The sequence below is a fragment of the Methylophaga sp. genome, assembly GCF_965655755.1.
Lineage (GTDB): Bacteria > Pseudomonadota > Gammaproteobacteria > Nitrosococcales > Methylophagaceae > Methylophaga.
Window position 1 is genome coordinate 1 of sequence record NZ_CBFHHW010000035.1, and the last position, 22,845, is coordinate 22,845.

Consider the following 22,845-nt stretch of genomic DNA (forward strand, 5'->3'; position numbering starts at 1 on the left):
CGTATTCAGGTCCATCATAAAAGTTTGCTTGATTGGCCGGCTGCAAGCCGAGACTTACCCAATGTCGGATTACTTGTGTGTAATCCGCCTTATGGCGAGCGTATCGGTAATGTGGATGAACTACATCATCTATACGAGAGCCTGGGTAATGTTATGCATGAATATTTACCCGGCTGGCGAACAGCTTTAATAACTGACAATGCGCAGCTTGGTCAGTTTACGGGACTTACCCTGTTTGACACAGTACCATTTGATAATGGCCCGATTCCTTGTGACGTCTTATTTTACCGTGCACCTAAACCGGTGCGCACGACTGAGATGACTCAATCGTCCTCGTCTGAGGCGGATGAAGACTATGTGTCTACCGAAAGCGCTGAGGTTGAAATCACCGACCAGGGACGAATGTTTGCCAATCGTCTGAAAAAAAATATTAAACATTTAGCTAAGTGGGCACGCAAAAATGACCTTAGTAGTTATCGTGTCTATGATGCAGACTTACCGGATTACGCCTTTGCAATCGATATGTATGGCGATCAGGTTCATGTGCAGGAATACGCACCACCGAAACAGATCGATCCGCTTAAAGCCATTGAACGCCTGAAAGAAGCGATGCAGTTGATTCCTGAAACGCTTGATGTACCCGTCAAAAATGTGGTGCTGAAAGTACGACAAAAACAGCGTGGTACGCAGCAATATGAGACGCAGGCATCACAAAACCAGCGCTTTGAAGTCACTGAGAACGGTTTGAAATTCTGGGTGAATCTGACCGATTACCTTGATACGGGACTGTTTCTGGATCATCGGGACACTCGACAGATGCTATTAGAAAAAGCATCCGGCAAAGACTTTCTCAATTTGTTCTCATATACCGGTTCAGCAACGGTTTATGCAGCGGCAGGGCAAGCAAAAAGCACCACAAGCATTGATATGTCAAATACATATCTGAGTTGGGCTGAGGATAATATGCGTTTGAACCTGTTCAAAGGTGATAGCCATCATTTTATTCGAGCCAACTGTCTGGAATGGTTGCAGGCAGCTCAACAGCAAGAACAGCGCTATGGTTTAATTTTTCTGGATCCACCGACGTTTTCTAACTCAAGTCGTATGGAAGGTATATTCGATATACAGCGTGACCATGTGTCTTTGATTAAGATGGCCAGTAAGCTTCTTACACCAACAGGTGAGTTGATTTTTTCGACTAACCGCAGTGATTTTAAATTATCATCTGAACAACTTGAAGCGTTAGGCTTGTCAGTCAGTAACATTAGCCAGCAAACGATACCTAAAGATTTTGAGCGTAGTAAAAAGATTCACCAATGCTGGCTGATTGTATTTAGTCAGGCCTGAAATTTCACAGGAAATTCTCGCTCGTTTCACATTGCGTTGATATCCAGTCCTTTAAATTACTCCCATATTTAAAGCGGAGTAAAAATGATGTCACGTTCAGATGAAAAAAATCAGTTTAATTCACTTAGGGAGTGGGAGCATTTCGGACCGGATGTGGGCGACGAATATTTTCCTAAATTCACTACTCCGACACAGACGTACCAAGAGTGGCTTCAGGAAAATCCCCAAGGTTATGTTTGTTAGATTTCAGATTATTAAAACTCACTCAACGTCTTTTTAATATCTTGCCATAGTGCTGCGTAGGCTTTGCTGACAGTGGCATTTTTATCAAATGCTGGCAGCGGCGCCTGATGGTCACCCATCTTTTCGACTATTGCCGCATAGGGTATCGGTGTAGGTAAACCATTTTTAAGCATTCTTGGTGGGTGCGCTAGCATCTGCCGATGCAAACTCCTGCGCCGATCTACCATGGTAAAAAAAGCATGAAGACGTTTGGGTTTGAGTTTATTTTGCTTAAAAAACTCTCGGGTTTGATCGAACGTTCTCAGTGAGAGATAGGTCGGTATCAACGGTAGATATAAAGAATTGGCCGTCTCAAAAATCTGTTCGCTCAACAGTGAAAAACTGGGAGGGCAGTCTAATATGATCAGGGCATAGTTTTCACTGAATGGCGCGATAAGTTTGGCAATGAGATTACTTTTGTCCTGCTCGCTTTGAAGCATTAATTGCTGCTCAAGATCACGAATTGAAAAGTCTGCTGGAATGATATCCAAGTGTTCATAGTCGGTAGCTTTTACCAGGTTGCCTATAGGGGTTTTTCCACTCAATATCTTTTTGGGTTCGGATTTTGACTTAGCTTTCCTGTTCAGTAACCAACTTGCCGCCCCTTGAGGATCAAGATCCCAAAGTAGGGTAGGTATACCCTCATTGGCGGCATGCCATGCGATGTTAACGGCAGATGTCGTTTTACCCACACCCCCCTTGAGATTAAAAAAAGCGATGGTTTCCATGAGGCCTAATACGTTTTTGCCATTTGCTCTAGCAGGGTTGTCTGTGCAGAAATAGCTTCTTCGTTTTCCGAGCGAATTGTGCGTTGATAACGACCATCTTGATTTAAAACCCAGGCTTGTGAGTTATCCGATAGATACACATTCAGATCATCAAGAATACGTTCACGTAGTTTTTTAGATTCAATCGGGAAGCTGGTTTCAACACGACGAAGCAGGTTGCGTTTCATCAAATCTGCACTACCTGCCCACATTTCTGGGGATCCATCATTCTCGAAATAAAACACACGAGTGTGTTCGAGGAAGCGACCAATAATACTGCGTACTTGAATATTGTCAGATAAGCCTTTGACACCCGGTCTGAGGCAGCAAATTCCCCTGACAATCAGATCAACCTTAACACCGGCCATAGAGGCACGATAGAAAGCCTGAATCATTTCTTGCTCCACCACGGCATTCACCTTGATAATAATATGCGCCTTTTTACCGGCGTGAGCATGTTCAATCTCGCGTTCTATTTTATTTAAGAGGCCTTCATGTAAGGTGAAAGGCGCATGCAGGATTTTGTGCATCTGGGGGATCTTGCCCAGACTGGTGAGCTGGATAAAGAGGTTATTCACATCCTCCCCGATTTGCCTGTCCGTTGTCAGTAAGCCGTAGTCTGTGTATATGCGCGATGTACTTCGGTGATAATTACCGGTACCTAAATGGACATAACGACGGAGTTTGCTGTTCTCACGACGTAATATTAATAGCATTTTGGCATGTGTTTTGTAGCCCACAATACCGTATACAACATGGGCACCCGCTTCCTGTAAGCGTGCGGCCAGCGCCACGTTTGCCTCTTCATCAAACCGGGCACGCAACTCAATGACTACAGTGACTTCTTTCCCTGCCTGGGCGGCTGATACCAGTGCATCAACAATAGGTGATTTTGCGCCTGTACGGTACAGCGTTTGTTTGATTGCCAACACGCTACTGTCTGTGGCTGCCTGTTTGAGCAACTCAATGATGGGTGTGAAGGACTGATAGGGGTGATGTAACAACATATCCTGCTTACGCAGGGTAGCGAAAATATCAACATCAGAACTTAAACCAGAAGGGCGCCCTTGTGAAAACGGTTTAAATTTCAGATCAGGTCTGTCCACCAGAGAGCTGACAGCCTGTATCCGACTTAGGTTGACCGGGCCATTCACCAAATAAACATTGTCACTGTCCATGGCACATTCATTCCGTAGAAACTCGACCATATCTTCAGGGCAATTATGGGCAATCTCCAGACGGACCTCGTCACCGTAATTACGCAATGTTAATTCATCCGCAATGGTTGCCAATAAATCACTCGTTTCTTCAGTATCGATAGCAAGATCACTGTTTCGGGTGACACGGAATTGGTAACAGCCTTTCACTTTCATGCCAAAAAATAAGTCTTCAGCAAAGGCATGGATAATTGAAGACAGGAAGACGAAATTGTATTTACCTTCATTGCATACTTCAGCTGGCAGCTGAATGACTCGTGGTAAGGCGCGAGGAGCCTGTAAGATGGCATAACCTCGGTCACGACCAAAGGCATCTTTGCCAACCAGCGAAACAATAAAGTTCAAACTTTTATTAAGCAGGCGAGGAAAGGGGTGAGCAGAGTCCAGTCCCATTGGACTGAGAATGGGGAGGATGGCCTCTTTGAAATAATTTTTAAGCCATTTATTGTGCTCCGTCGTCCATTGAGATCGCGGCAATATCTGAATGGCCTCTTTTTCCAGTTCAGGTAACAAGACCTCATTGAGGACCTTGTATTGCTCTTCTACTAATTCATGGGCACGCTGGTTAATCAGTTTGAGGCATTCTTGAGCGGTTATCTGGTCGGATTCAAGGTAAGGATCGCCGATCTCGATTTGTTGAATCAGGCCGGCGACACGCACTTCAAAAAACTCATCCAGGTTTGTACTGGATATACAGAGGTAATTCAGGCGTTCAAGAAGGGGGACATTACTATCCAGTGCCTGTTGCAAAACACGCCAGTTGAACTCGAGCAGGCTTAGTTCCCGATTGATGTATAGCTCAGGGTTACTTAGATCGATAGAGAGTTCTTGTTTCATATTTCCTTTTTGGTCTGATACAGACACTAATCCTTATATTCTAGCGCTTTATTATGACATCGTGATGACATTACCAGCGATACTTGTCGTACATTTCTGGATTGGCCCAGAACCGGCTGTTTAACCACTCACGCTTGGGTTGGTAGTTTTCTATAGCGTAGCTGAATACCTGCAAGCCGTCTTCACTGCCGGCAATGTGCTTGAACCCCATTGCTAGGTAGTCCGTAAATTGCCATTTTTTCTGTTGCGCTAAATCGGGATGACTGATCAAAATCACATGCGGCGCATAAAGATTTTTGATTTTGCCTAACCATTGCTGTGCATCGGATTTGTCCAGTGATTCAGTTAAATGGCTGATAAGGGCCAGGTCGATGGGTGATATATCAAGAAGTTGCTGTTGGCTGAATGGTGTCGTCAGATGCTGCAATCTAGTATCATTATCAGTTTGCAGACAAGTCGCTGCCGTCTCACCGGCGGTCAATATTGACTTCGGTTTGAATTGACTCACGAACGGCGCTAACAGGCTGGATAAGGCATATGAATCTGTCATGACTACTCAGGATAAAACATCTGTTGAATTCTGGAAACACAAACGACTAAGTCAGATGACTCACGAAGAGTGGGAAAGTCTCTGCGATGGTTGTGCCCGCTGTTGTCTGCACAAGCTGGAAGACGACGATGACGGTCGTATGTACTACACCAAGGCGGCCTGTTCGTTACTGGATATTACGGCTTGTCGTTGTAAAGATTACGATAATCGACAAAGTCTGGTACCAGACTGTATTCAACTCAGCATTGAAAATGCGCATTACTTTGACTGGTTACCCTCAACCTGTGCCTATCGGCTGTTAGCAGAAGGTGAGCCGCTTCCTGAGTGGCATCCGTTAATTACAGGTGATCCGAATAGTGTGCATAAAGCAGGTATATCTGTTCGCGATATTGCCCAACCTGAAGACGAGATTGATGATCTGACAGAGGCGGTCATTGGTTTGAGCCATGAACCCGAACCAGATGCATGAGACCTGAAGAAAGTCGTGATTTTACCGCAAGGTTAGAGCTGGCAGCTCTGCTGTTGTTGGATTACGAAATCTATCGTAAACCTGACGATCTGGCCCGACGCTTTGGCTTACCTGTGCCCGTGGTGCGTTATTGGTGGCGCAATACGGATCAAGAAACCCATCCTGTGGATCAGAGCCAGCTATCGCCACGCGAAGTGAAAGGTATCCGCAAAGCCTCACAAACACTGGAAGGCTGGGAAAAGATCAAACGCTATCGGCCAGAGTGTGGTGCCAGATTGCCCGGGGGTAAGCGTTGTAAACGTTCTGTTGCAATAAGACCTCCTGAGGCCTGGGGATTGGGTGCCTTAGCCGATCGCTGTCGTCTTCATGGCGGACTTTCCAAGCGCGTTAGGAAAAAAACCAACAAAGATGAAGATGTGTTGTAGTCTATGGTCTATGTTTTGTCATCATAGCGTTGCCCTCCACACATGATAAGAAATACGGAAGTTCTTACCCATCTCGCGAACCTTTGCCATGCTGTAGAAACTGGCACTTTTTTTATCACCACCATCGACAACAAGGCCTGCCACATTCTCCTTGAAAAGGGTCAGATCACCGCCCTGTCATATGGGAAAGAGCGTGGTGAAGCGGTCATTTCAGAACTGCCGTTTATAAAAATTGAACGGTTTTCATTTCAACAGCAAATGAAAATGCCTTTGAGCAGCCGTGCTTTTGTCGACAAATCACACAATTCAATCAGAATGAAAACGGTCCGGAAAGGCGTAAGCGTGTATACCGTGGTATTGAGATTGATGAAAAGCCAAGCATTCCCAAAATGAAAAAACCGGATACGGCACCAGCGAGGAAAAAGCCCGTAAGAATGTATCGTGGTCGCGTGCTTGACGATTAACAGAGATCGAACCTTATCTTTAAAACCGGTATCATATCGTTCATTCTTTCACTGATAGCGACGCATCATGGCTACATCAACAACAGAATTCAATCAGGGACTTTGTTCCTTCTTAGACAATTCCCCCACGCCATACCATGCTGTGGCGTCGATGAAGCAGTTACTCAAAGCGCACGGTTTTTTGGAATTACAGGAAGGGGAGACTTGGGGACAACTCAATCCCGGTCGTTATCTTGTCACACGAAATGATTCTTCCATTATTGCTTTTAAATTAGCTGCAGGTGATTTAGCCCGGCAAGGCATCAACATGGTCGGGGCACATACAGACAGTCCCTGCCTAAAGGTGAAACCACAGCCGGAAAAGGTACAGAACACCTTGTTTCAACTTGGCGTTGAAGTGTATGGTGGCGCACTACTCAATCCATGGTTTGATCGGGATTTATCGATGGCAGGGCGGGTGAGTTATCAAACGGACTCTGGTCAAATTGATCAGGTTCTGGTTGATTTTGAAAAAGCGGTTGCCGTCATACCCAGTCTGGCGATTCACCTGGATAGAGACGTTAACCAAAATCGCACTATCAACCCTCAACAGCACTTACCCCCTGTTTTAACGCAATTGGATGATGGCGATAAGCTTGATTTCAGGGCCTTGCTCGAACAGCAGTGCAGTCAACAGCACCCGGATCTGAAAATCGGCAAAGTGTTGGATTACGAAATGTGTTTTTATGACACGCAAAAAGCTGCTGTGACCGGACTTTCTTCGGATTTTATCAGCGGTGCACGTCTGGATAACCTGCTCAGTTGTTATGTTGGTTTACAATCGTTGCTGAGCGCAGATGAAAAGACTTCAAGTCTGCTTGTCTGCAATGATCATGAAGAAGTCGGCAGTCAGTCCAGTAGCGGTGCACAGGGGACATTTTTACAGTCAGTCCTACAGAGAATGACGCAAACCACCGAAAATTATCAGCGTATGGTTGATCATTCGATGATGATTTCAGCGGATAATGCACACGCAGTTCATCCTAATTATGCGGATCGTCACGATGCTGAACACGGCCCGGTTCTTAACAAAGGGCCTGTTATCAAAACAAACGCGAACCAGCGCTATGCGACGAGCAGTGAGACCAGTGCGATATTTCGCCAATTGTGCGAAAAAAATAATGTACCGGTGCAGGACTTTGTGGTCAGAACGGACATGGGCTGTGGTAGCACGATCGGTCCAATAACTGCTTCAAACCTTGGTGTTCGTACCCTGGATATCGGTGTGCCGACCTTTGCCATGCATTCGATTCGTGAATTGGCCGGTAGTCAGGACGCATCGATGTTATATACCGTTCTAACGGCATTTTTTAATCAAAACCCCCACTAAAGGAAATTTTATTTTATGGCTGAAACAGTTGATGAACTCACCGTTGAGTATTTCGAAGGCGAGCAAATGACCGTCAAAGAACTCGACAAAGTGGTACTGACAAAAGGTGCCTGGGCAACCGTGATGTTTCGATATCAGGATTTGGATCGTAAAACAAATGACTTTGGTCCAGAAAAATATACCATTCGTCGCTATCAAAAACGCAATGGTGAATACAATCAGCGTTCGAAATTCAATATTTCCAGTCGAGACCAAGCCTCACAAATCATTGCTGCGTTAACTAAATGGACCAATGAATAAAAGTCTTATTACTAATCTGGTGGCTACCGGTCTAGTCACTACAGCATTATTCATCGAGCCACCATTTAAAGCGCATGTGCTGAATACTGGCTTATTTGCACTCGCCGGTGGAATAACGAACTGGCTCGCGATTCATATGCTGTTTGAAAAAGTGCCTGGCCTTTATGGCTCAGGCGTCATCACTGCTCGCTTTGACCAGTTCAAATCCGGTATTGAACAGCTAGTCATGGAACAGTTTTTTAGTAAAGACAATGTCGATCGCTTTATGGCCGAGCTGGTGGCTGATAACGCCGATCATCAATTAGATTTCAGTGCTGTAATCGACAATACCGATCTGGAACCGGCTTACCACAGTCTGGTAGACACGATAATGGAGTCCTCATTTGGCAGTATGCTGTCAATGTTTGGCGGAAAATCAGCATTGGAAAAACTAAAACAGCCCTTTATCGACAAGATGAAAGTGTCACTCAACGAAATGGCTCATAGCGATTCATTTCAAGCCAGTGTGAAAGATAAGCTGAGCAGTATGTCTGTATTTGATGACATTCATCTGCAAATTGAACATATTGTGCAGTCACGGCTGGATGAATTAACGCCGCAAATGGTTAAGCAAATTATCCAGACCATGATCCGCGAGCATCTGGGCTGGCTTGTGGTGTGGGGCGGCGTATTTGGCGGTTTGATAGGACTTGCCACCAGTTTTCTACCTGTCTAATGACCATATCGTGCCCGCTCTGCCAACATTCGGCAGCGGTGTTCTACCAGTTTAAACAGCGGCTCTATCATCAATGTGGTTTCTGTCAGGCTATTTTTATGGATAAGGCCTTATGGCCTGACAGAAACACAGAAAAAGCGCGTTATCTGGAGCACCACAATGTAGTTGAGGACCCTCGGTTTCAGGCTTTTGTAGCGCCTATCACACAGCATATTTTTCATTACTTCTCGCCACAACATACGGGCCTCGATTTTGGCGCGGGACATGCGCCCGTTATCAGTCATGTGCTGCAGAAAAAAGGGTATAACGTAGCATCCTTCGATCCTTTATTTTTCAACGAACAGCGTTTATTGAACCGGACTTATGACTACATATGTAGTTGTGAGGTTATAGAACACTTCCATCATCCGGCAGATAGTTTCGCTTTGCTGAGAACGTTATTAAACCCTCAAGGTCAGCTTCTCTGTATGACTGAGATCTATCACGAAGGTATTGACTTTCATCAGTGGAACTACAAAAACGATCCAACGCATGTGTTCATGTATCACCGTAAGACACTCAGTTATATCGCTGATAGGTATGGCTTTAAAAAGCCAGTTATTGATGGTCGGTTTGTGGTTTTCAGCCTGTAAAGCCGGAAAACTGTTGTTCGATATCAGCGCGTAATGCTGCGGGAAGACTAAAAGTTACCGTAACTTTGTCTGTAAACTGCTGATCCAGAATCTGGCCACGAATCTGTTTTAATTGGTATTCCAACATTTGCAATTGGGCATATTCAATTTCCAGCGTGACCTCAGCCATCTCCACCCAGGGGATAATCTTCGCCGCAGCTATCGCTTCTTTTGCCGCGGTGGCATAAGCGCGAGTTAATCCGCCTGTGCCCAGTTTGATACCACCAAAATACCGCACCACGCCAACCACGGTGTTAATCAGTGATTCACCTTCAAGTGGCGCAAGAATAGGTCTTCCTGCTGTTCCTGATGGCTCGCCGGCATCGTGAAAACGTTCTGTGATAAAACCTTCTGGTTGTCTAATCCGCCAGGCGAATGCCAGATGGTTTGCATTGGGATGTTGTCGAGCTAACAGACCAAGCTGATGCAGTGCTTCCTGCTCACTATTACAGGGCATAATGACACCGATAAAGCGTGATTTTTTTATCTCATACTCGGCTTGTACCGACGATGTAAGGGTGAATAATTCGGACGCCATTGTTGCTAGCTATAGGAAAAAGACAGACAACAATTTAACATATCGACCCATAGCAGGTGTTTATCTCCCTTTATTAAGGATGGAACCATGAAAGCAATCACTGTGGAACATCAGCCAGAACAATCGCGGCTTACTGAGCTGGGTGTCTATGCCTGGCCTGTCTGGGAAAAAGAAAAATCAACCTTTCCGTGGCATTACGATGAGAGAGAAACAGCGCTCATCCTAGAGGGTGAGGTTGTCGTGACCTCAGAAGATGGTCAGGAAGTGGTACATCTTGAGGCCGGTGATTTGGTAACCTTTGCTGCAGGCTTATCCTGCCACTGGGATATTAAGCGAGATTTACGCAAACATTATCAATTTGGTTAATTAACGGGGACTATTTTGTCAGACAGTGAGTTTATTGTCGGTCAACGCTGGGTAAGTAACAGTGAGGCTGAGCTGGGGTTGGGGATCATCAAGGAATTAATCGGTCGTCAGATTGAAGTCTTTTTTCCTGCAGTAGAAGAAACACGATTCTATGCTGCCAACAATGCCCCCCTGAGCCGCGTTATTTATTCCGAAGGTGAAGAGGTTAAAACCCGCGCCCAGCAGAGCTTCACTATATCGGTCGTTCAGGATTTTAATGGCTGTTATATCTATCAAGGTGATACCAGCGAGGGCGAGCCTGTCAGTATCCATGAAATGGATCTAGACAGTCGTGTTCATTTTAATAAACCTCAAGATCGCCTGTTTGCCGGTCAGGTCGATAAAAACAGTCATTTTGAACTGCGCGCTAAAACGTTAGCGCATCAGCACAGATTGCTCAGTTCTTCAGTTTATGGCTTGCTAGGCGGACGGGTCCAATTTTTACCGCATCAGCTCTATATCGCACAGAATGTATCACAGCGTCATGCGCCACGGGTCTTGCTGGCAGATGAAGTTGGACTGGGAAAGACGATAGAAGCGGGTCTGGTGCTGCACCGGCAGCTCTTAAGTGGTCAGGTCAGGAGAGCACTGATTATCGTACCGGATGCGTTATTGCATCAGTGGCTGGTCGAAATGCTGAGACGCTTCAATCTGAGCTTTACGTTGATTGATAAAGCACGTCATGAAGCATTGACCGAACTTGATGAAGGGAATCCCTTCGACAGCGCACAATTGGTTTTATGTGGTCTATCTGACTTAGTGGCAGATTCTGCGATGCAGGCAGATATTAAAGATGCGCAGTGGGACATGCTGATTGTTGATGAGGCGCATCATCTATACTGGCAGCCTGATAATGCCAGTTCTGAGTACGCTTTCATTGAATCACTGGCAGCACAGGTTCCTGGTTTGCTGCTTCTAACAGCGACACCCGAGCAACTGGGAATCGAGAGTCATTTTGCGCGTCTGCGGTTATTGGATCCGGATCGTTTTCACGATCTGGAAGCATTCAAACAACAAGAAAAAGCCTACCAACCGGTCAGTGATTTGATTGAGATGCTTGATTCAGATACCGCGTTTGAACAAGTTCAGAATAAAACGGTTCAAGCGCAGCTGGAACAGTATCTCGATACAGGTTTATTGGCTGAGCTGGGGCAAAAAGACACGTTTGAACATGCGAGTCAGTTGGCAATCAGACAATTACTGGATCGCCATGGCACCGGTCGCGTGCTGTTCCGAAATACGCGTGATGTTGTTGCCGGTTTTCCTGATCGTGTTTTACATACCTATCCTTTAACCCTGCCCGATGACCTGGCCGAATCAGAACAGCCCTTATTATTACCAGAAAATATACTTGGGGATGGCTGGTTACAGAGTGATAGCCGAGTTGAGTGGTTAGTCGAACTTTTAAAAGAAAACCGTCAGGATAAAGTGCTGATAATTTGCGCACAGGCTGACACCGCGATGGATTTGGAAACCATGCTGCGTCTTCACCATGGTGTTCGCAGTGCCGTGTTCCACGAAGATATGAGTTTGGTCAATCGTGATCGAGCCGCGGCGTTTTTTGCCGATGATGAAGACGGCGCACAATGTCTGGTTTGCTCTGAAATTGGCAGTGAAGGTCGAAATTTTCAGTTCTGTCAGCACCTGGTGTTATTTGATTTACCGACCAACCCGGATCTACTCGAACAACGCATTGGTCGTTTGGATCGTATTGGGCAACTTCAAACGGTGAATATTCATGTGCCGTATTATCAAAACAGTGCTCAGGAAGTGCTTTTGAATTGGTATCACAAGGGCATGAATGCATTTGAGCGGGTCTTTGCAGCAGGACAAGCCGTTGTATCACAGACGGGTGAGATGCTACGGACATGTTTGAATGATGCGGAAGATAAAAGGTCGCAAACGAAATTGATTGAGCACACCAGACAAACAGTGGATGAAACTCTGGCTACGTTGCAATCAGGCAGAAATCGCTTATTGGAGCGTAATTCGTTTGACGTGCAACATGCTGAAGAGATCGTGGCCGAGCTGGAAGATGTCACGAGAGGCTTAGAGCTCGCCGATTACATGGATGATGTGTTTGATGCTTTTGGTGTGGAGCAGCAGGCCCACAGTGCGGATAGCATTATTATCGAGCCCGGCACGCATATGCTTTATGACCAGTTTCCGGCTCTACCTGAGGATGGTCTGACAGCGACCTATCAACGCCACCGTGCTTTGGGGCGTGAAGATATGGCGTTTCTCAGCTGGGAACATCCCATGGTCACAGGCGCCATGGATTTGGTTATAAGTAGTGATCTGGGTAACAGTGCTTTCTGTACACTGGAAACCAATGCTTTTACTGCCGGTACCTTGTTACTGGAAGCCTTATTTGTAGTGAACTGCGTTTCGGGAAGACAATTACAAACGGATCGTTTTATTGCAGAAAGTCATCTTCGTTTGGTTGTGGATGAAAAAGGAAAGCAATATCAGGAACGGTTATCGGATCAGCAGTTCAACAAACTGGCTGGCCGAATACCACGAGCCACAGCACAGGAATTAATTCGCCACGCCAGAGGACAGATTTCAGGGCTAATAGAGCATGCCGAAAAGGCAGTACTGGAGCCGCAGCAGTTAATCCGACAGCAAGCATTGGAAAAGATGCATGCTGAACTTGAATCAGAGCAGCACCGGCTGCAAGCGTTGGCTCAAGTCAACCCGGCTATCCGTCAACAGGAAATCGAATTTCTGGTAAACAGGCGGAATCATCTAGCGGATAGTATACAATCAGCTGAATTAAGGCTGGATGCCGTCAGAGTTGCGATTGTCACAGAACCATCGTGATGACGGACAGTTTTTGTTGATATAGAACGGAAATCTATCGGAGCACACATTGTTTAAAAAGATTGCTTTACCTTTCATTATTATCGTTGTTGCAGTCGTCGTTTTTAGTGTGCTCAAGCTGACCCGCCCGGAAACAGCCGTTCGGGAACAGGCTGATAAGGCGTGGTTGGTTGAAGCTGTAACGACCGAATTTACCTCCGTATCACCTGAAATCACTATTTATGGCAGGGTTGAAACGCCACGGGATGCTTCGCTTAAAGCAGCATTGGAAGCTGATGTTATGCAGGTTCATGCTCTCGAGGGGGATCGCGTAGAATCAGGTCAACTATTATTAGAGCTGGATGAAACCGACGTGAGTCTGCAAATGCAACAGCGACAGGCAGATATTGATGAAATTAAAGCAGCTATAGAAAGCGAAGAAACCCGTTTTAAGCGTGATAAGGCCTTATTATCGAACCAAAAAAAACTGGTCGCGTTGGCGGATAATGCGGTATCACGTGCCCAGAAACTGGAAGAGAGCCGTCTGGCTTCAAAGGCCACAATGGATGACGCGATGGCGGCTTATGAATCACGCGTTTTATCCCTTAAGCAGCTGCAGTTTGATATTAATGAGCATCCTGCACGTCTGGCACAGCTCAACGCGTCATTAAAACGTGCTCAAGCTTTATTTGAGCAAAGTCAGGTAAATCTTAGCCGAACCGATATCAAAGCACCGTTTAATGGACGTGTTGCGCGTCTCAGCGTTGCTATGGGTGACCGAGTACGTGCCGGTGATATTCTTCTTCAGGTTTATGATCTCGATAACCTTGAAGTCAGAGCTCAGATACCCGGGCGTTATATCACCCAAGTGCAGAGAATGATCCGACAAGGAAAGCCACTGTTGGCAGTAGCTGAACTTGATGGTCAAACCATGCGCCTGGAATTAACCCGTTTATCTGGCGAAGTCAGGGAAGACAGTGGCGGTCTGGATGGACTCTTCAGAATTATTAATAACGCTGAGCCTCTGCCATTAGGGACATTTGTTGAACTCCAGTTACAACTGGCAGAGCAGGAACAGGTTATCGAAATTCCTTTTAGTGCTTTGTACGGGCTTGACCACGTATACGTGATTGAAGAGGGTACGCTTAAGTCAGTCACGATTGAGCGAGTGGGTGAAGTTAAGAATGCATCCGGACAGAACACGGTACTCATTCGCAGCGATGACCTCCAGGTCGGCGATAAAATTGCAGCGACTCAATTACCGAATGCTATCACTGGTCTTCAGGTGGAGATCGCTGAGTGAGCGGGGAAACACGACGAGACTTTATAGGTATATTTGCTCAACATAAAGTTGCGGCTAATCTATTGATGATCATTATGTTGATCGCAGGTACGCTCGCGTTAAGCAAGCTCAATACCCAGTTCTTCCCTAACTTTGCATTGGATATCGTCAGCGTCCGGGTTGAATGGCGTGGAGCCAGTGCTGAAGATGTCGAAGACTCATTATCAAGCCGTATCGAGCAAGAGCTAAGAACCGTCGATTATGTCGACAAAATGACCTCAACTTCTTCCTATGGGTCGTCATTGGTGACGCTTGAGTTTGAAGAAGGCACTGATATGGGTAAGGCTCTGGATCAGGTAAAGGACCATGTTGCCCGGCTACGTAATTTACCGACAGACTCTGAAACGCCTGAAGTTACCTTGGCAACCCGTTATGACAGTGTCGCGCGATTACTGGTTACAACGGAAGGCAAACTCAGTGAGTTACGTGATCTGGTGCATCAAATCGAACATGAGCTTTTGGATAGAGGGATTTCAAGAGTTAATATTAGCGGCCTTCCAGAAGAAGAAATTGCAATCCAACTGAGTACTCATGAACTTGAAGCATTAGGGCTGAGCTTTGAGGCAGTCGCGCAGCGTATCAGTGAGCAGAGTCAGGATTTACCCGCGGGTGAAATCGGTAATGATGAAACAGCCCGTCAATTACGTAGTCTGGGCCAGCGCCGTGATGCACAGGCCTTCAGTACCATACCGTTGAAAAGTGATTTCAACGGTGGTCTGCTGACGCTTGACGATGTTGCAGAAATCGAACGTCGCCCTATGCGTAATCAGGTTAATGTTTTTTATCAGGGACAACCAGCGGTTGAGATTGAGCTACAGCGAACAGAAAACGCCGATGCTCTGGACTCTGCCAAGATTATGGAACAATGGCTTTTGGACACACGACCTAATCTTCCCAAAGGCGTCCATATTAAAGTATACGATGCCAGTTGGTCATTAATAAAAGAACGAATTAACCTCTTGTTAAGCAATGGTTTGAGTGGTCTGATCTTAGTACTTGGGGTGTTATTTCTTTTTCTACATGGCCGGGTAGCTTTCTGGGTTGCGGTGGGGATACCCGTTTCGTTTATGGCTGCACTTTTTGTTCTTTTTATGCTGGGCGGCAGCATTAATATGATCAGTTTGTTCGGCTTGATTATGTCTCTTGGGATTATCGTTGATGACGCAATCGTTGTTGGCGAAGATGCCTTATCGCATTATCAAAGTGGTGAACGATCGTTAACTGCTGCTGAGGGCGGCGCCCGTAGAATGCTGGCACCGGTTATTTCGTCATCGTTAACCACAATTTCATCCTTTCTTCCACTGATGATGATAAGTGGCGTTATCGGCAATATTCTATTTGATATTCCGTTTGTTGTTTTATGTGTCATTATCGCTTCACTGGTTGAAAGCTTTCTTATACTTCCCGGTCACTTACGTCACTCTTTTCATACAATGCATCATGCTGAGCCGGGACGGGTTAGACGTTACCTAGATGATAAATTCAATTATTTCCGTGACGAGCAATTCAAACCATTGGTGACGCATGCCGTAAAAAATCGTTGGACCACAATAACGGCCACCATCGCTTTACTGATTGTGGCATTCGGGTTGCTCGCAAGTGGACGTATTTTGTTTAACTTTTTTCCTTCACCGGAAGGGACGACCATTATCGCGAATGCACGATTTATTGCAGGTACCCCGGCTTCTCATGTTGAACGTTTTCTAGAGCACGTAAATCAGGCTTTGGACAAAACCTCGGCAGAGATCGATGCGGACATTCTCGACATGGCTGTAACACGTCTCGGAAAGGCCGCCTCATCAAACCCTAATGGGGGCAATTCTCAGGTCGATGAACGATTTGGTTCGATCCAACTGGAAATGATTTCACCGGATAAGCGTGATATCCGTAATAAGGATTTTATCAGGGCCTGGCAGGATAATATCAATCTCCCAGCGGGTATTGAGACCTTTACCATTACTGAACGTCGGGGCGGCCCACCCGGGAAAGATATTGATATCCGTCTTACTGGCGCATCAGCGGAAGTATTGAAAGCCGCTTCTCAGGATGTGTCAGAAAAATTAAAAGGCTATGCCGGAGTTAGCGCGATTGAAGATGATATGCCCTATGGACAGGAGCAACTAATTTATCGTATCAAAGGTCAGGGCGAGGTCTTAGGTCTGACTGTGAATAATGTGGGCCGACAATTACGTGCCGCCTTCGATGGCCAGTTGGTGCAGATTTTCCAGGATGGTGATGATGAAGTGGAAGTACGAGTCATGCTGCCCAACAACGAGCGTAATACATTAGCGACGCTGGAGAACTTTATGGTGCGCTTGCCTCAGGGTGGCAGTGCGCCATTATCAAGTGTGGTCGAATTTGAATCACGACGTGGGTTTGATGTATTACGCCATACTGATAGTCAGCTTGCCATCCATACCACCGCAACCGTTGATCCACTAGTGAATAATAACAATGAAATTCTGGCCGATATGCAGCAGGAATTTTTACCGGATATATCTTCACGTTACGGGGTGGATATTGCCTATGAAGGTCGGGCTGAAGAGCAGGCTGAAACAATAGGCGATATGGTTACAGGTATGATGCTGGCATTTGTCATGATATACCTTGTCCTTGCCTGGGTATTTGCTTCCTATGGCTGGCCATTAGTCGTCATGGCAGCGATTCCCTTCGGCCTGATTGGCGCAATTTTTGGACATTGGTTATTAAACATTGATCTGACAATTTTGTCTTTGTTTGGGATTTTTGGCTTATCCGGGATTGTGGTCAACGATTCAATCATTCTGGTGACCTTCTTCAAGCAACTCCGTGAAGCGGGCATGGAAACTCAAGAAGCGATTATTGAAGCATCGAGTAAACGTTTACGGGCCGTCTTGTTAACGTCGTTGACCACAGTGGGGGGATTAACGCCCTTATTGTTTGAAACATCTCTCCAGGCGCAATTCTTAATCCCTATGGCTGTCTCTATTTCTTTTGGTTTAATGTTTGCAACCATACTTGTGCTCATGGTTATTCCAGCGATGCTGTCTGTGCATGAGAGTGCGGCAGATAAGATGAAGAACCAGATGATGACTACCTCAACAAATCAGACTTAATATTGAGATAAGGTTTATCTGATAAAACTATACGATTATTATCATTTACAGCTTAAATAAAGACAAAAGGAAATTTATGCACCTTACTAAGCACGGGCTGGTCGTTGCCTTGATAACGGGACTGTTTTGTCAGAATGTTTTTGCTGAAGAGCTTAGGGCTACTTATTCTGAACAATTGAGCTTGGAGAGTCTTGCTGAAAAAGTCTATCAACGATTGCCGGGCAAGATGGGAGAAGGCAAATACGAGCAGCTCAAACAGGCTAATGATGCTGTAAGTCATGCTTTATTTGCTGAACCTATGACTGGGAACCTGAGTCATTTTAACGATGCGATAGGAAGTAGTGATGGCTTCCAGGAGTGGGAAGGCGGGGTCGATATGCCTTTATGGTTACCCGGCCAGAAACAAAAACAACAGGCTCTCTCTGATAAAATTGCGGCAGAGCTTCCAGCGTATCAGCAACAATTAAAGTTGCAGGCATCAGGCGAAGTTCGCCAACTGCTGTGGCAGATAAAACTGGCTGAAGCACAGCTTCAACAAGCAAGGATTGCCTGGCAAACAGCTAAAAAGTTGGAAAAAGACGTTGATAATCGCGTTGCAGCGGGGGATTTGGCTAAAACAGAACGCCTGTTAGCGAGGAGTAATACGTTAGAAGCGCACAGCAGTATGGCCAATGCACAGTCCAATCTGCAACAGAAACTCAAAACCTACAGCTTAATCACAGGCGAAACTCAACTTCCGGCCAGCATAGAAGAAACGATCACTGAATCAGAAACTCTGGAGCAATCACACCCGGAGCTGTTACTTCAGGATCAAGTGATTGCGCGGTTACAGGCAAAGAGAGGTATTGCCCATTTCGATGGTTCTGTTAATCCTAACCTTTCTGTAGGCGTCAGGCGTGATCGTGGTAATTCCGGCGAAGCTTTTAATAATAGTATTGGTGTAGGTATCAGTTTTGCCCTGGATGATAGTCGTTATAGCCGACCTGCCATTGCTCAGGCATCTGCTGAACTTGCTGATGCGCAGGTGGCAAGACAGGCTTTACTGCGTGATCTGAAAACGCAATTATTAAGTCGTAAAGAGCAACTTGATAGCACACGTCAACAGTTAACGTTGGCCAAAGAACAAGATGAAACTACTCAGCAGTATTATCAGCTACAAAAGCGTGCTTTTGATTTAGGTGAGGTAAACCTGATTGATTTACTTCGCAGTCAGGTATTAGCCAATAACAGTCAAAGCCGAAAACGTGAGTTGGAAGTTCAAGTTCAGCAGCAAAAAGCGGCTGTTAATCAAGCCCTTGGCATCATCCTCTAAGCATCTTTTTCAGAATAGATTCCACTTAATTTTCTCTTAAGATAAGCCCGTTAATCTGTGCTGAACTAGTCACAGATGGGAGTCGGGTATGGAAGCTTTATCGTTTGATAGTACGCCACTTGAGGCTCGTTTTCTTGAACGGAATACGAACCATCAAATGTTACCAGTGTTTAAACTGGACTTGCACCAAGCGAACAGTGCTGAGAGAGAGACAACCGAACATTTTATTTATCAACGATTTGCCAGTCAGTATGGTGCTGAGATCAGAGGCTTCCTGCCATTCCTTTTATCTGCTTCCAACGAAAAAGGAATCAGTGCAGCGCTCGGCTTTCAAACGGCATCGGATAATAAACTCTTTTTAGAGCAATACCTTGATTGTGATATTGAGACGACGCTGGGACTGATTACTCATAATATTGTCGAACGAGATAGTATTGTTGAAATTGGCAATCTGGCGTCAGGCCGACAACGTGCTACCCAGACCTTGTTTTTATTACTGGCCCAAATCCTTCACGATGCCGGGTATGGATGGGTTGTGTTTACTGCCAACCGAGCGGTGAAAACCTGGCTTGCCAGAATGCAGCTCTCAGCTTTCATTATTAAAGAGGCTGATCCTAACCTTCTAACGGATAAATCAGTGAAATGGGGTAGCTATTATGATGATCGTCCGGTTGTTCTGGCCGCTAACATTGAGCATAGTTTCAGCAGTATAAACGAACAACCACTCATGGCGCAGCTACGAGATAGCTACGGTTCGCAGATCAACCGTTTCAAAGCCCAATTAATCAAATGACGCAATTGATGGACACCCTTGCATTTGTTGCTGAGACGCAGGGCGATGCCATTGCTCTCCAGGATCACGCCGGTACACTTAGCTGGTCAGCCATGATGAAAGATATCAGTCGACTTGCCGATTTTCTTTCAGCATTTAATGGCAAAACGATCGCCCTGATGGCGGACAACAGCATCGACTGGGTCCTTGTTGATTTAGCTTGTTTGCAAGCGGGCGTGACACTGTTTCCGATTCCGGTTTTTTTCAGCCAACAGCAACGTGAGTTCAGCCTTAATCAAAGTGGCGCAGTGGCTCTAATCACCGATCAGAATATGGCGTTTGATGCTGACCGGCTTATCAATACGCTGAAGATTATTAACCTTGAAGCTGAGCAAGAAGCAGAAATTCCTGCTGGCACTGTGAAAATGACATTCACTTCAGGTTCAACGGGTGAGCCTAAGGGAGTGTGTTTAAGTGAGCAAAATCAACTCAGTGTGGCCAAAGCTATCGTTGAACGCATCGGTATAGAGAAGACAAAGCACTTATGTGTATTGCCTTTACCAACCTTATTGGAAAACATCGCGGGTATTTATTCACCCTTACTAAGTGGCGGGCAGGTGGTGTTATTGCCTGCGGCACAACTTGGATTTAACGGCAGTAGTAACTTTAATGTTGATTTGTTCACTCGCGCAATTGATTTTTACCAACCTAATAGTCTGATTCTATTGCCGGGCCTATTGTCTGCCCTGGTTATAAAAATCAATTCCGGCTGGACGCCTCCTACAAGTCTTAAATTTGTGGCAGTGGGTGGAAGTCGGGTTGGCTCCGGATTGTTGCAATCGGCAAAAGCAGCTGGTTTGCCAATCTATGAAGGGTATGGGCTTTCAGAATGCAGTTCAGTAGTGAGCCTAAACAGTCCTGTAAGCCATCAGACTGGTAGTGCAGGGAAACCACTCTCACATATCAACGTGACACTGGAAAATGATGAGGTTGTTGTCAGAGGTAATAGCTTCCTGGGTTATGTGAATGAACCAGAAAGCTGGTTGCCTGAAGCAGTATATACCGGCGACATTGGCTTTCTGGATAAAGAAGGCTATCTGCACATCATGGGCCGTAAAAAGAACCTTCTAATCAACAGCTTTGGTCGCAATATCAACCCAGAGTGGGTAGAAAGTGAAGTATTGTCCAATCCGATCATTGCGCAGTGTGTTGTTACTGGTGATGCCAGACCCTATTGCGTCGCCTTGATATACCCTCGGCATCCATCTGTCCCTGATTCTCTGATAACAAAGTGGTTGAAACAACTCGATTCAGTTCTGCCAGATTACGCTCAAGTGAATCATTGGATTCGTCTTGAAAACCCACTAAATATGGCCGATGGAACACTCACAGCTAATGGGAAACCCGTACGCGATGAGGTCACAAGACTTTTTGAACCTAATATTGAAATGACCTACAAGGAGCAAGCATAGATGGCTTTTTTTGATGTATTACAGGAGCAGACGACTGATGCCCGAAATCAACTCTTCACAGCCCCTATTTTTGAACGAGCGTTTACCGGCAATATCACACGGGAGATGTATATTGAGTTTCTGACTCAGGCGTATCATCACGTCAAACACACAGTACCTCTTTTGATGACTGTGGGCGGAAGACTGCCGGAGGAAAAAGAATGGCTTAGAACAGCGGTTGCTGAATATATCGACGAGGAGGTTGGTCACCAGGAGTGGATTTTGAATGATATTGAAGCTTGTGGTGGTGATAAAGAGGTTGTTAGAAACGGCGCGCCAGACTTTCATACAGAATTGATGGTGGCTTATGCCTACGATATGGCTCAACGGGTTAATCCTCTTGGATTTTTTGGCATGGTTCATGTGCTTGAGGGAACAAGCATCACTTCAGCAGACAAGGCGGCTGAGGCTATTCAACAGACATGTGATTTACCAAATAAAGCCTTTAGCTACCTGCGATCCCATGGTGCTCTGGATCTGGAACATGTGAAATTTTTTGAAGAACTGATGAATCGAATATCAGACCCTGAAGAGCAAGAACTAATTATCTCTTCAGCCAAACGCTTTTATTATCTCTACGGTAATATCTTTCGTAGTCTGACAGGTGAGCAGATGCCATGTTCACTCTAAAAGAAAATACCATTGTATTGACCGGAGCTGCGGGTGGGATAGGGCAGGCGGTGGCAGGCTTGCTTGATAAACAGGGCGCTAGTCTGATTCTCACAGATATCAATGCCACTCAACTCGATCAATTGAATGAGACGCTTGGCAATAAACACTACACAGTGGAAGCCGATCTCAGTTCGGTAAGCGGTCGTCAGAAGTTGATTCAAACGTGTCAGGAATTGATGCGCCAACCCTCTATTGTTATCAATATTGCCGGCATTAATCGTTTTGCAAAAATCACTGATTACACAGATGACCAACTCGATACACTTATTCGTGTCAATCTCACTAGTCAAATTGCTTTGAGCCGTGATTTTCTTCCATTATTACGCAAACAACCAAAAGCTTCCATTATCAATGTCGGTTCAGTACTCGGCAGCATCGGAATGCCCGGCTATAGCGTTTATTGCGCTACTAAGTTTGGCCTGAGGGGATTTAGTGAATCTTTGGCAAGGGAATTGTCAGATACAGCAGTTGATGTCCGTTACTTTGCACCAAGAGCCACACAAACCGCTTTAAATGATAATCGTGTGAATGAAATGAATGAAGCGCTGGGCAATACGATGGATAGCCCTGAACTTGTCGCTTCTGAGCTGGTGAGTTTTCTCGGGAAAAAAGGGAGAACTGCTTATCTGGGCTGGCCGGAAAAGCTATTTGTTCGAATTAATAGTCTGTTTCCAGCACTGGTCGATCAGTCCTTTCGAAAACAACTAGCAGTAATCAAACGCTATCTATGATGGAGAAAATCATGAAAAAAATGATCGTAATAATGGCTTTAATAGTGAGTTTTTCAGTTGCAGCGGATGTGATGCAAGACGTATCAGAACTTCAGAAAGGCTGGGCTGAAGCGAATTACACGTTAAAAGGCAAACAACAAAAACAACGTTTTGAACAGTTGAGCCAGCAGGCTGATGCTATTGTTAATGCACATTCAGAATCGGCTGAGGCGCTAATATGGCGTGGTATAGTTTCATCTACATATGCAGGCA

20 protein-coding genes and 1 pseudogene are annotated in these 22,845 nt (G+C 45.6%); 17 read left to right on the forward strand and 4 right to left on the reverse strand.

Features of this window, described 5'->3' with window-relative positions; genetic code table 11:
* Nucleotides 1–1,347: bifunctional 23S rRNA (guanine(2069)-N(7))-methyltransferase RlmK/23S rRNA (guanine(2445)-N(2))-methyltransferase RlmL (gene rlmKL, locus ACTF5U_RS10800; protein ID WP_438971640.1), on the forward strand; the 1,347-nt coding region annotated here is incomplete at its 5' end.
* Between the two features lie 254 nt (nucleotides 1,348–1,601).
* Here rlmKL and ACTF5U_RS10805 read toward each other — a convergent pair.
* The 3 genes from ACTF5U_RS10805 to ACTF5U_RS10815 all read right to left on the reverse strand — a co-directional run bounded on the left by ACTF5U_RS10805 (nucleotide 1,602) and on the right by ACTF5U_RS10815 (nucleotide 5,000).
* Nucleotides 1,602–2,357, reverse strand: a complete 756-nt coding sequence (locus ACTF5U_RS10805; RefSeq protein WP_438971641.1) for a ParA family protein — start codon at nucleotides 2,355–2,357, stop codon at nucleotides 1,602–1,604.
* Nucleotides 2,358–2,362: 5 nt separating this feature from the next.
* Nucleotides 2,363–4,450, reverse strand: coding sequence for a polyphosphate kinase 1 (gene ppk1, locus ACTF5U_RS10810; protein ID WP_438971642.1), 2,088 nt, complete (start codon nucleotides 4,448–4,450; stop codon nucleotides 2,363–2,365).
* A gap of 70 nt (nucleotides 4,451–4,520) precedes the next feature.
* Nucleotides 4,521–5,000, reverse strand: a complete 480-nt coding sequence (locus ACTF5U_RS10815) for a DUF6231 family protein (RefSeq protein ID WP_438971643.1) — start codon at nucleotides 4,998–5,000, stop codon at nucleotides 4,521–4,523.
* Between ACTF5U_RS10815 and ACTF5U_RS10820 the strand changes: the two genes are divergently transcribed.
* From ACTF5U_RS10820 to ACTF5U_RS10845, 6 genes are all read left to right on the forward strand, one after another.
* Entirely contained in the window at nucleotides 4,999–5,469 is a 471-nt protein-coding gene (locus ACTF5U_RS10820; protein WP_438971644.1) for a YcgN family cysteine cluster protein, read from the forward strand. The two genes, ACTF5U_RS10815 and ACTF5U_RS10820, sit on opposite strands and share 2 nt — an antisense overlap.
* Complete coding sequence (locus tag ACTF5U_RS10825) at nucleotides 5,466–5,894, forward strand: hypothetical protein (RefSeq protein ID WP_438971645.1); 429 nt, start codon at nucleotides 5,466–5,468, stop codon at nucleotides 5,892–5,894. Before ACTF5U_RS10820 ends, ACTF5U_RS10825 begins: the two co-directional genes overlap by 4 nt.
* Nucleotides 5,895–6,425: 531 nt before the next feature.
* Nucleotides 6,426–7,727, forward strand: a complete 1,302-nt coding sequence (locus ACTF5U_RS10830; RefSeq protein WP_438971646.1) for a M18 family aminopeptidase — start codon at nucleotides 6,426–6,428, stop codon at nucleotides 7,725–7,727.
* Nucleotides 7,728–7,742: 15 nt separating this feature from the next.
* The gene (locus ACTF5U_RS10835) at nucleotides 7,743–8,027 is read left to right on the forward strand and encodes a hypothetical protein (RefSeq protein ID WP_438971647.1); all 285 of its coding nucleotides are present in this window, start codon (nucleotides 7,743–7,745) and stop codon (nucleotides 8,025–8,027) included.
* Nucleotides 8,020–8,742 (forward strand): DUF445 domain-containing protein, encoded by a 723-nt coding sequence (locus ACTF5U_RS10840; protein ID WP_438971648.1) that lies wholly within the window; start codon nucleotides 8,020–8,022, stop codon nucleotides 8,740–8,742. Before ACTF5U_RS10835 ends, ACTF5U_RS10840 begins: the two co-directional genes overlap by 8 nt.
* A gap of 98 nt (nucleotides 8,743–8,840) precedes the next feature.
* A complete protein-coding gene (locus ACTF5U_RS10845; RefSeq protein WP_438971649.1) occupies nucleotides 8,841–9,374 on the forward strand; it encodes a class I SAM-dependent methyltransferase in 534 nt (177 codons plus the stop codon).
* Here the strand turns inward: ACTF5U_RS10845 and ACTF5U_RS10850 are convergent.
* Entirely contained in the window at nucleotides 9,364–9,951 is a 588-nt protein-coding gene (locus ACTF5U_RS10850; protein WP_438971650.1) for an IMPACT family protein, read from the reverse strand. The two genes, ACTF5U_RS10845 and ACTF5U_RS10850, sit on opposite strands and share 11 nt — an antisense overlap.
* An 87-nt stretch (nucleotides 9,952–10,038) precedes the next feature.
* Between ACTF5U_RS10850 and ACTF5U_RS10855 the strand changes: the two genes are divergently transcribed.
* The 10 genes and pseudogenes from ACTF5U_RS10855 to ACTF5U_RS10900 all read left to right on the forward strand — a co-directional run.
* Nucleotides 10,039–10,317, forward strand: a complete 279-nt coding sequence (locus ACTF5U_RS10855) for a cupin domain-containing protein (RefSeq protein ID WP_438971651.1) — start codon at nucleotides 10,039–10,041, stop codon at nucleotides 10,315–10,317.
* A 15-nt stretch (nucleotides 10,318–10,332) separates the two neighbouring features.
* Nucleotides 10,333–13,179 carry an RNA polymerase-associated protein RapA gene (rapA, locus tag ACTF5U_RS10860; RefSeq protein WP_438971652.1) on the forward strand — a complete coding sequence of 949 codons (2,847 nt, stop codon included), beginning with the start codon at nucleotides 10,333–10,335 and terminating at the stop codon, nucleotides 13,177–13,179.
* A 49-nt stretch (nucleotides 13,180–13,228) separates the two neighbouring features.
* Nucleotides 13,229–14,461 (forward strand): efflux RND transporter periplasmic adaptor subunit, encoded by a 1,233-nt coding sequence (locus tag ACTF5U_RS10865; RefSeq protein ID WP_438971653.1) that lies wholly within the window; start codon nucleotides 13,229–13,231, stop codon nucleotides 14,459–14,461.
* A gap of 65 nt (nucleotides 14,462–14,526) precedes the next feature.
* Nucleotides 14,527–17,595: an efflux RND transporter permease subunit gene (locus ACTF5U_RS10870; RefSeq protein ID WP_438971659.1), complete on the forward strand. Its 3,069-nt coding sequence runs from the start codon at nucleotides 14,527–14,529 to the stop codon at nucleotides 17,593–17,595.
* A 76-nt stretch (nucleotides 17,596–17,671) separates the two neighbouring features.
* Nucleotides 17,672–18,907, forward strand: coding sequence for a TolC family protein (locus tag ACTF5U_RS10875; protein ID WP_438971654.1), 1,236 nt, complete (start codon nucleotides 17,672–17,674; stop codon nucleotides 18,905–18,907).
* A gap of 88 nt (nucleotides 18,908–18,995) precedes the next feature.
* Nucleotides 18,996–19,700 carry a thermostable hemolysin gene (locus ACTF5U_RS10880; RefSeq protein WP_438971655.1) on the forward strand — a complete coding sequence of 235 codons (705 nt, stop codon included), beginning with the start codon at nucleotides 18,996–18,998 and terminating at the stop codon, nucleotides 19,698–19,700.
* Nucleotides 19,701–19,708: 8 nt separating this feature from the next.
* Entirely contained in the window at nucleotides 19,709–21,151 is a 1,443-nt protein-coding gene (locus tag ACTF5U_RS10885; RefSeq protein ID WP_438971656.1) for an AMP-binding protein, read from the forward strand.
* Complete coding sequence (locus ACTF5U_RS10890) at nucleotides 21,152–21,820, forward strand: TenA family transcriptional regulator (protein ID WP_438971657.1); 669 nt, start codon at nucleotides 21,152–21,154, stop codon at nucleotides 21,818–21,820.
* On the forward strand, nucleotides 21,808–22,593 hold the full coding sequence (locus ACTF5U_RS10895) for an SDR family oxidoreductase (RefSeq protein ID WP_438971658.1): 786 nt from the start codon (nucleotides 21,808–21,810) through the stop codon (nucleotides 22,591–22,593). Before ACTF5U_RS10890 ends, ACTF5U_RS10895 begins: the two co-directional genes overlap by 13 nt.
* An 11-nt stretch (nucleotides 22,594–22,604) precedes the next feature.
* Nucleotides 22,605–22,845: pseudogene (locus ACTF5U_RS10900) on the forward strand (hypothetical protein); the annotation flags it as partial.

Bases quoted from the DNA above. Each gene is read 5' to 3' on its own strand.
- ACTF5U_RS10805 (WP_438971641.1), bottom strand. From the start codon at position 2,357: ATGGAAACCATCGCTTTTTTTAATCTCAAGGGGGGTGTGGGTAAAACG.
- ppk1 (WP_438971642.1), bottom strand. From the start codon at position 4,450: ATGAAACAAGAACTCTCTATCGATCTAAGTAACCCTGAGCTATACATC.
- ACTF5U_RS10820 (WP_438971644.1), top strand. From the start codon at position 4,999: ATGACTACTCAGGATAAAACATCTGTTGAATTCTGGAAACACAAACGA.
- ACTF5U_RS10815 (WP_438971643.1), bottom strand. From the start codon at position 5,000: ATGACAGATTCATATGCCTTATCCAGCCTGTTAGCGCCGTTCGTGAGT.
- ACTF5U_RS10825 (WP_438971645.1), top strand. From the start codon at position 5,466: ATGAGACCTGAAGAAAGTCGTGATTTTACCGCAAGGTTAGAGCTGGCA.
- ACTF5U_RS10830 (WP_438971646.1), top strand. From the start codon at position 6,426: ATGGCTACATCAACAACAGAATTCAATCAGGGACTTTGTTCCTTCTTA.
- ACTF5U_RS10835 (WP_438971647.1), top strand. From the start codon at position 7,743: ATGGCTGAAACAGTTGATGAACTCACCGTTGAGTATTTCGAAGGCGAG.
- ACTF5U_RS10840 (WP_438971648.1), top strand. From the start codon at position 8,020: ATGAATAAAAGTCTTATTACTAATCTGGTGGCTACCGGTCTAGTCACT.
- ACTF5U_RS10845 (WP_438971649.1), top strand. From the start codon at position 8,841: ATGGATAAGGCCTTATGGCCTGACAGAAACACAGAAAAAGCGCGTTAT.
- ACTF5U_RS10850 (WP_438971650.1), bottom strand. From the start codon at position 9,951: ATGGCGTCCGAATTATTCACCCTTACATCGTCGGTACAAGCCGAGTAT.
- ACTF5U_RS10855 (WP_438971651.1), top strand. From the start codon at position 10,039: ATGAAAGCAATCACTGTGGAACATCAGCCAGAACAATCGCGGCTTACT.
- ACTF5U_RS10870 (WP_438971659.1), top strand. From the start codon at position 14,527: ATGATCATTATGTTGATCGCAGGTACGCTCGCGTTAAGCAAGCTCAAT.
- ACTF5U_RS10875 (WP_438971654.1), top strand. From the start codon at position 17,672: ATGCACCTTACTAAGCACGGGCTGGTCGTTGCCTTGATAACGGGACTG.
- ACTF5U_RS10880 (WP_438971655.1), top strand. From the start codon at position 18,996: ATGGAAGCTTTATCGTTTGATAGTACGCCACTTGAGGCTCGTTTTCTT.
- ACTF5U_RS10885 (WP_438971656.1), top strand. From the start codon at position 19,709: ATGGACACCCTTGCATTTGTTGCTGAGACGCAGGGCGATGCCATTGCT.
- ACTF5U_RS10890 (WP_438971657.1), top strand. From the start codon at position 21,152: ATGGCTTTTTTTGATGTATTACAGGAGCAGACGACTGATGCCCGAAAT.
- ACTF5U_RS10895 (WP_438971658.1), top strand. From the start codon at position 21,808: ATGTTCACTCTAAAAGAAAATACCATTGTATTGACCGGAGCTGCGGGT.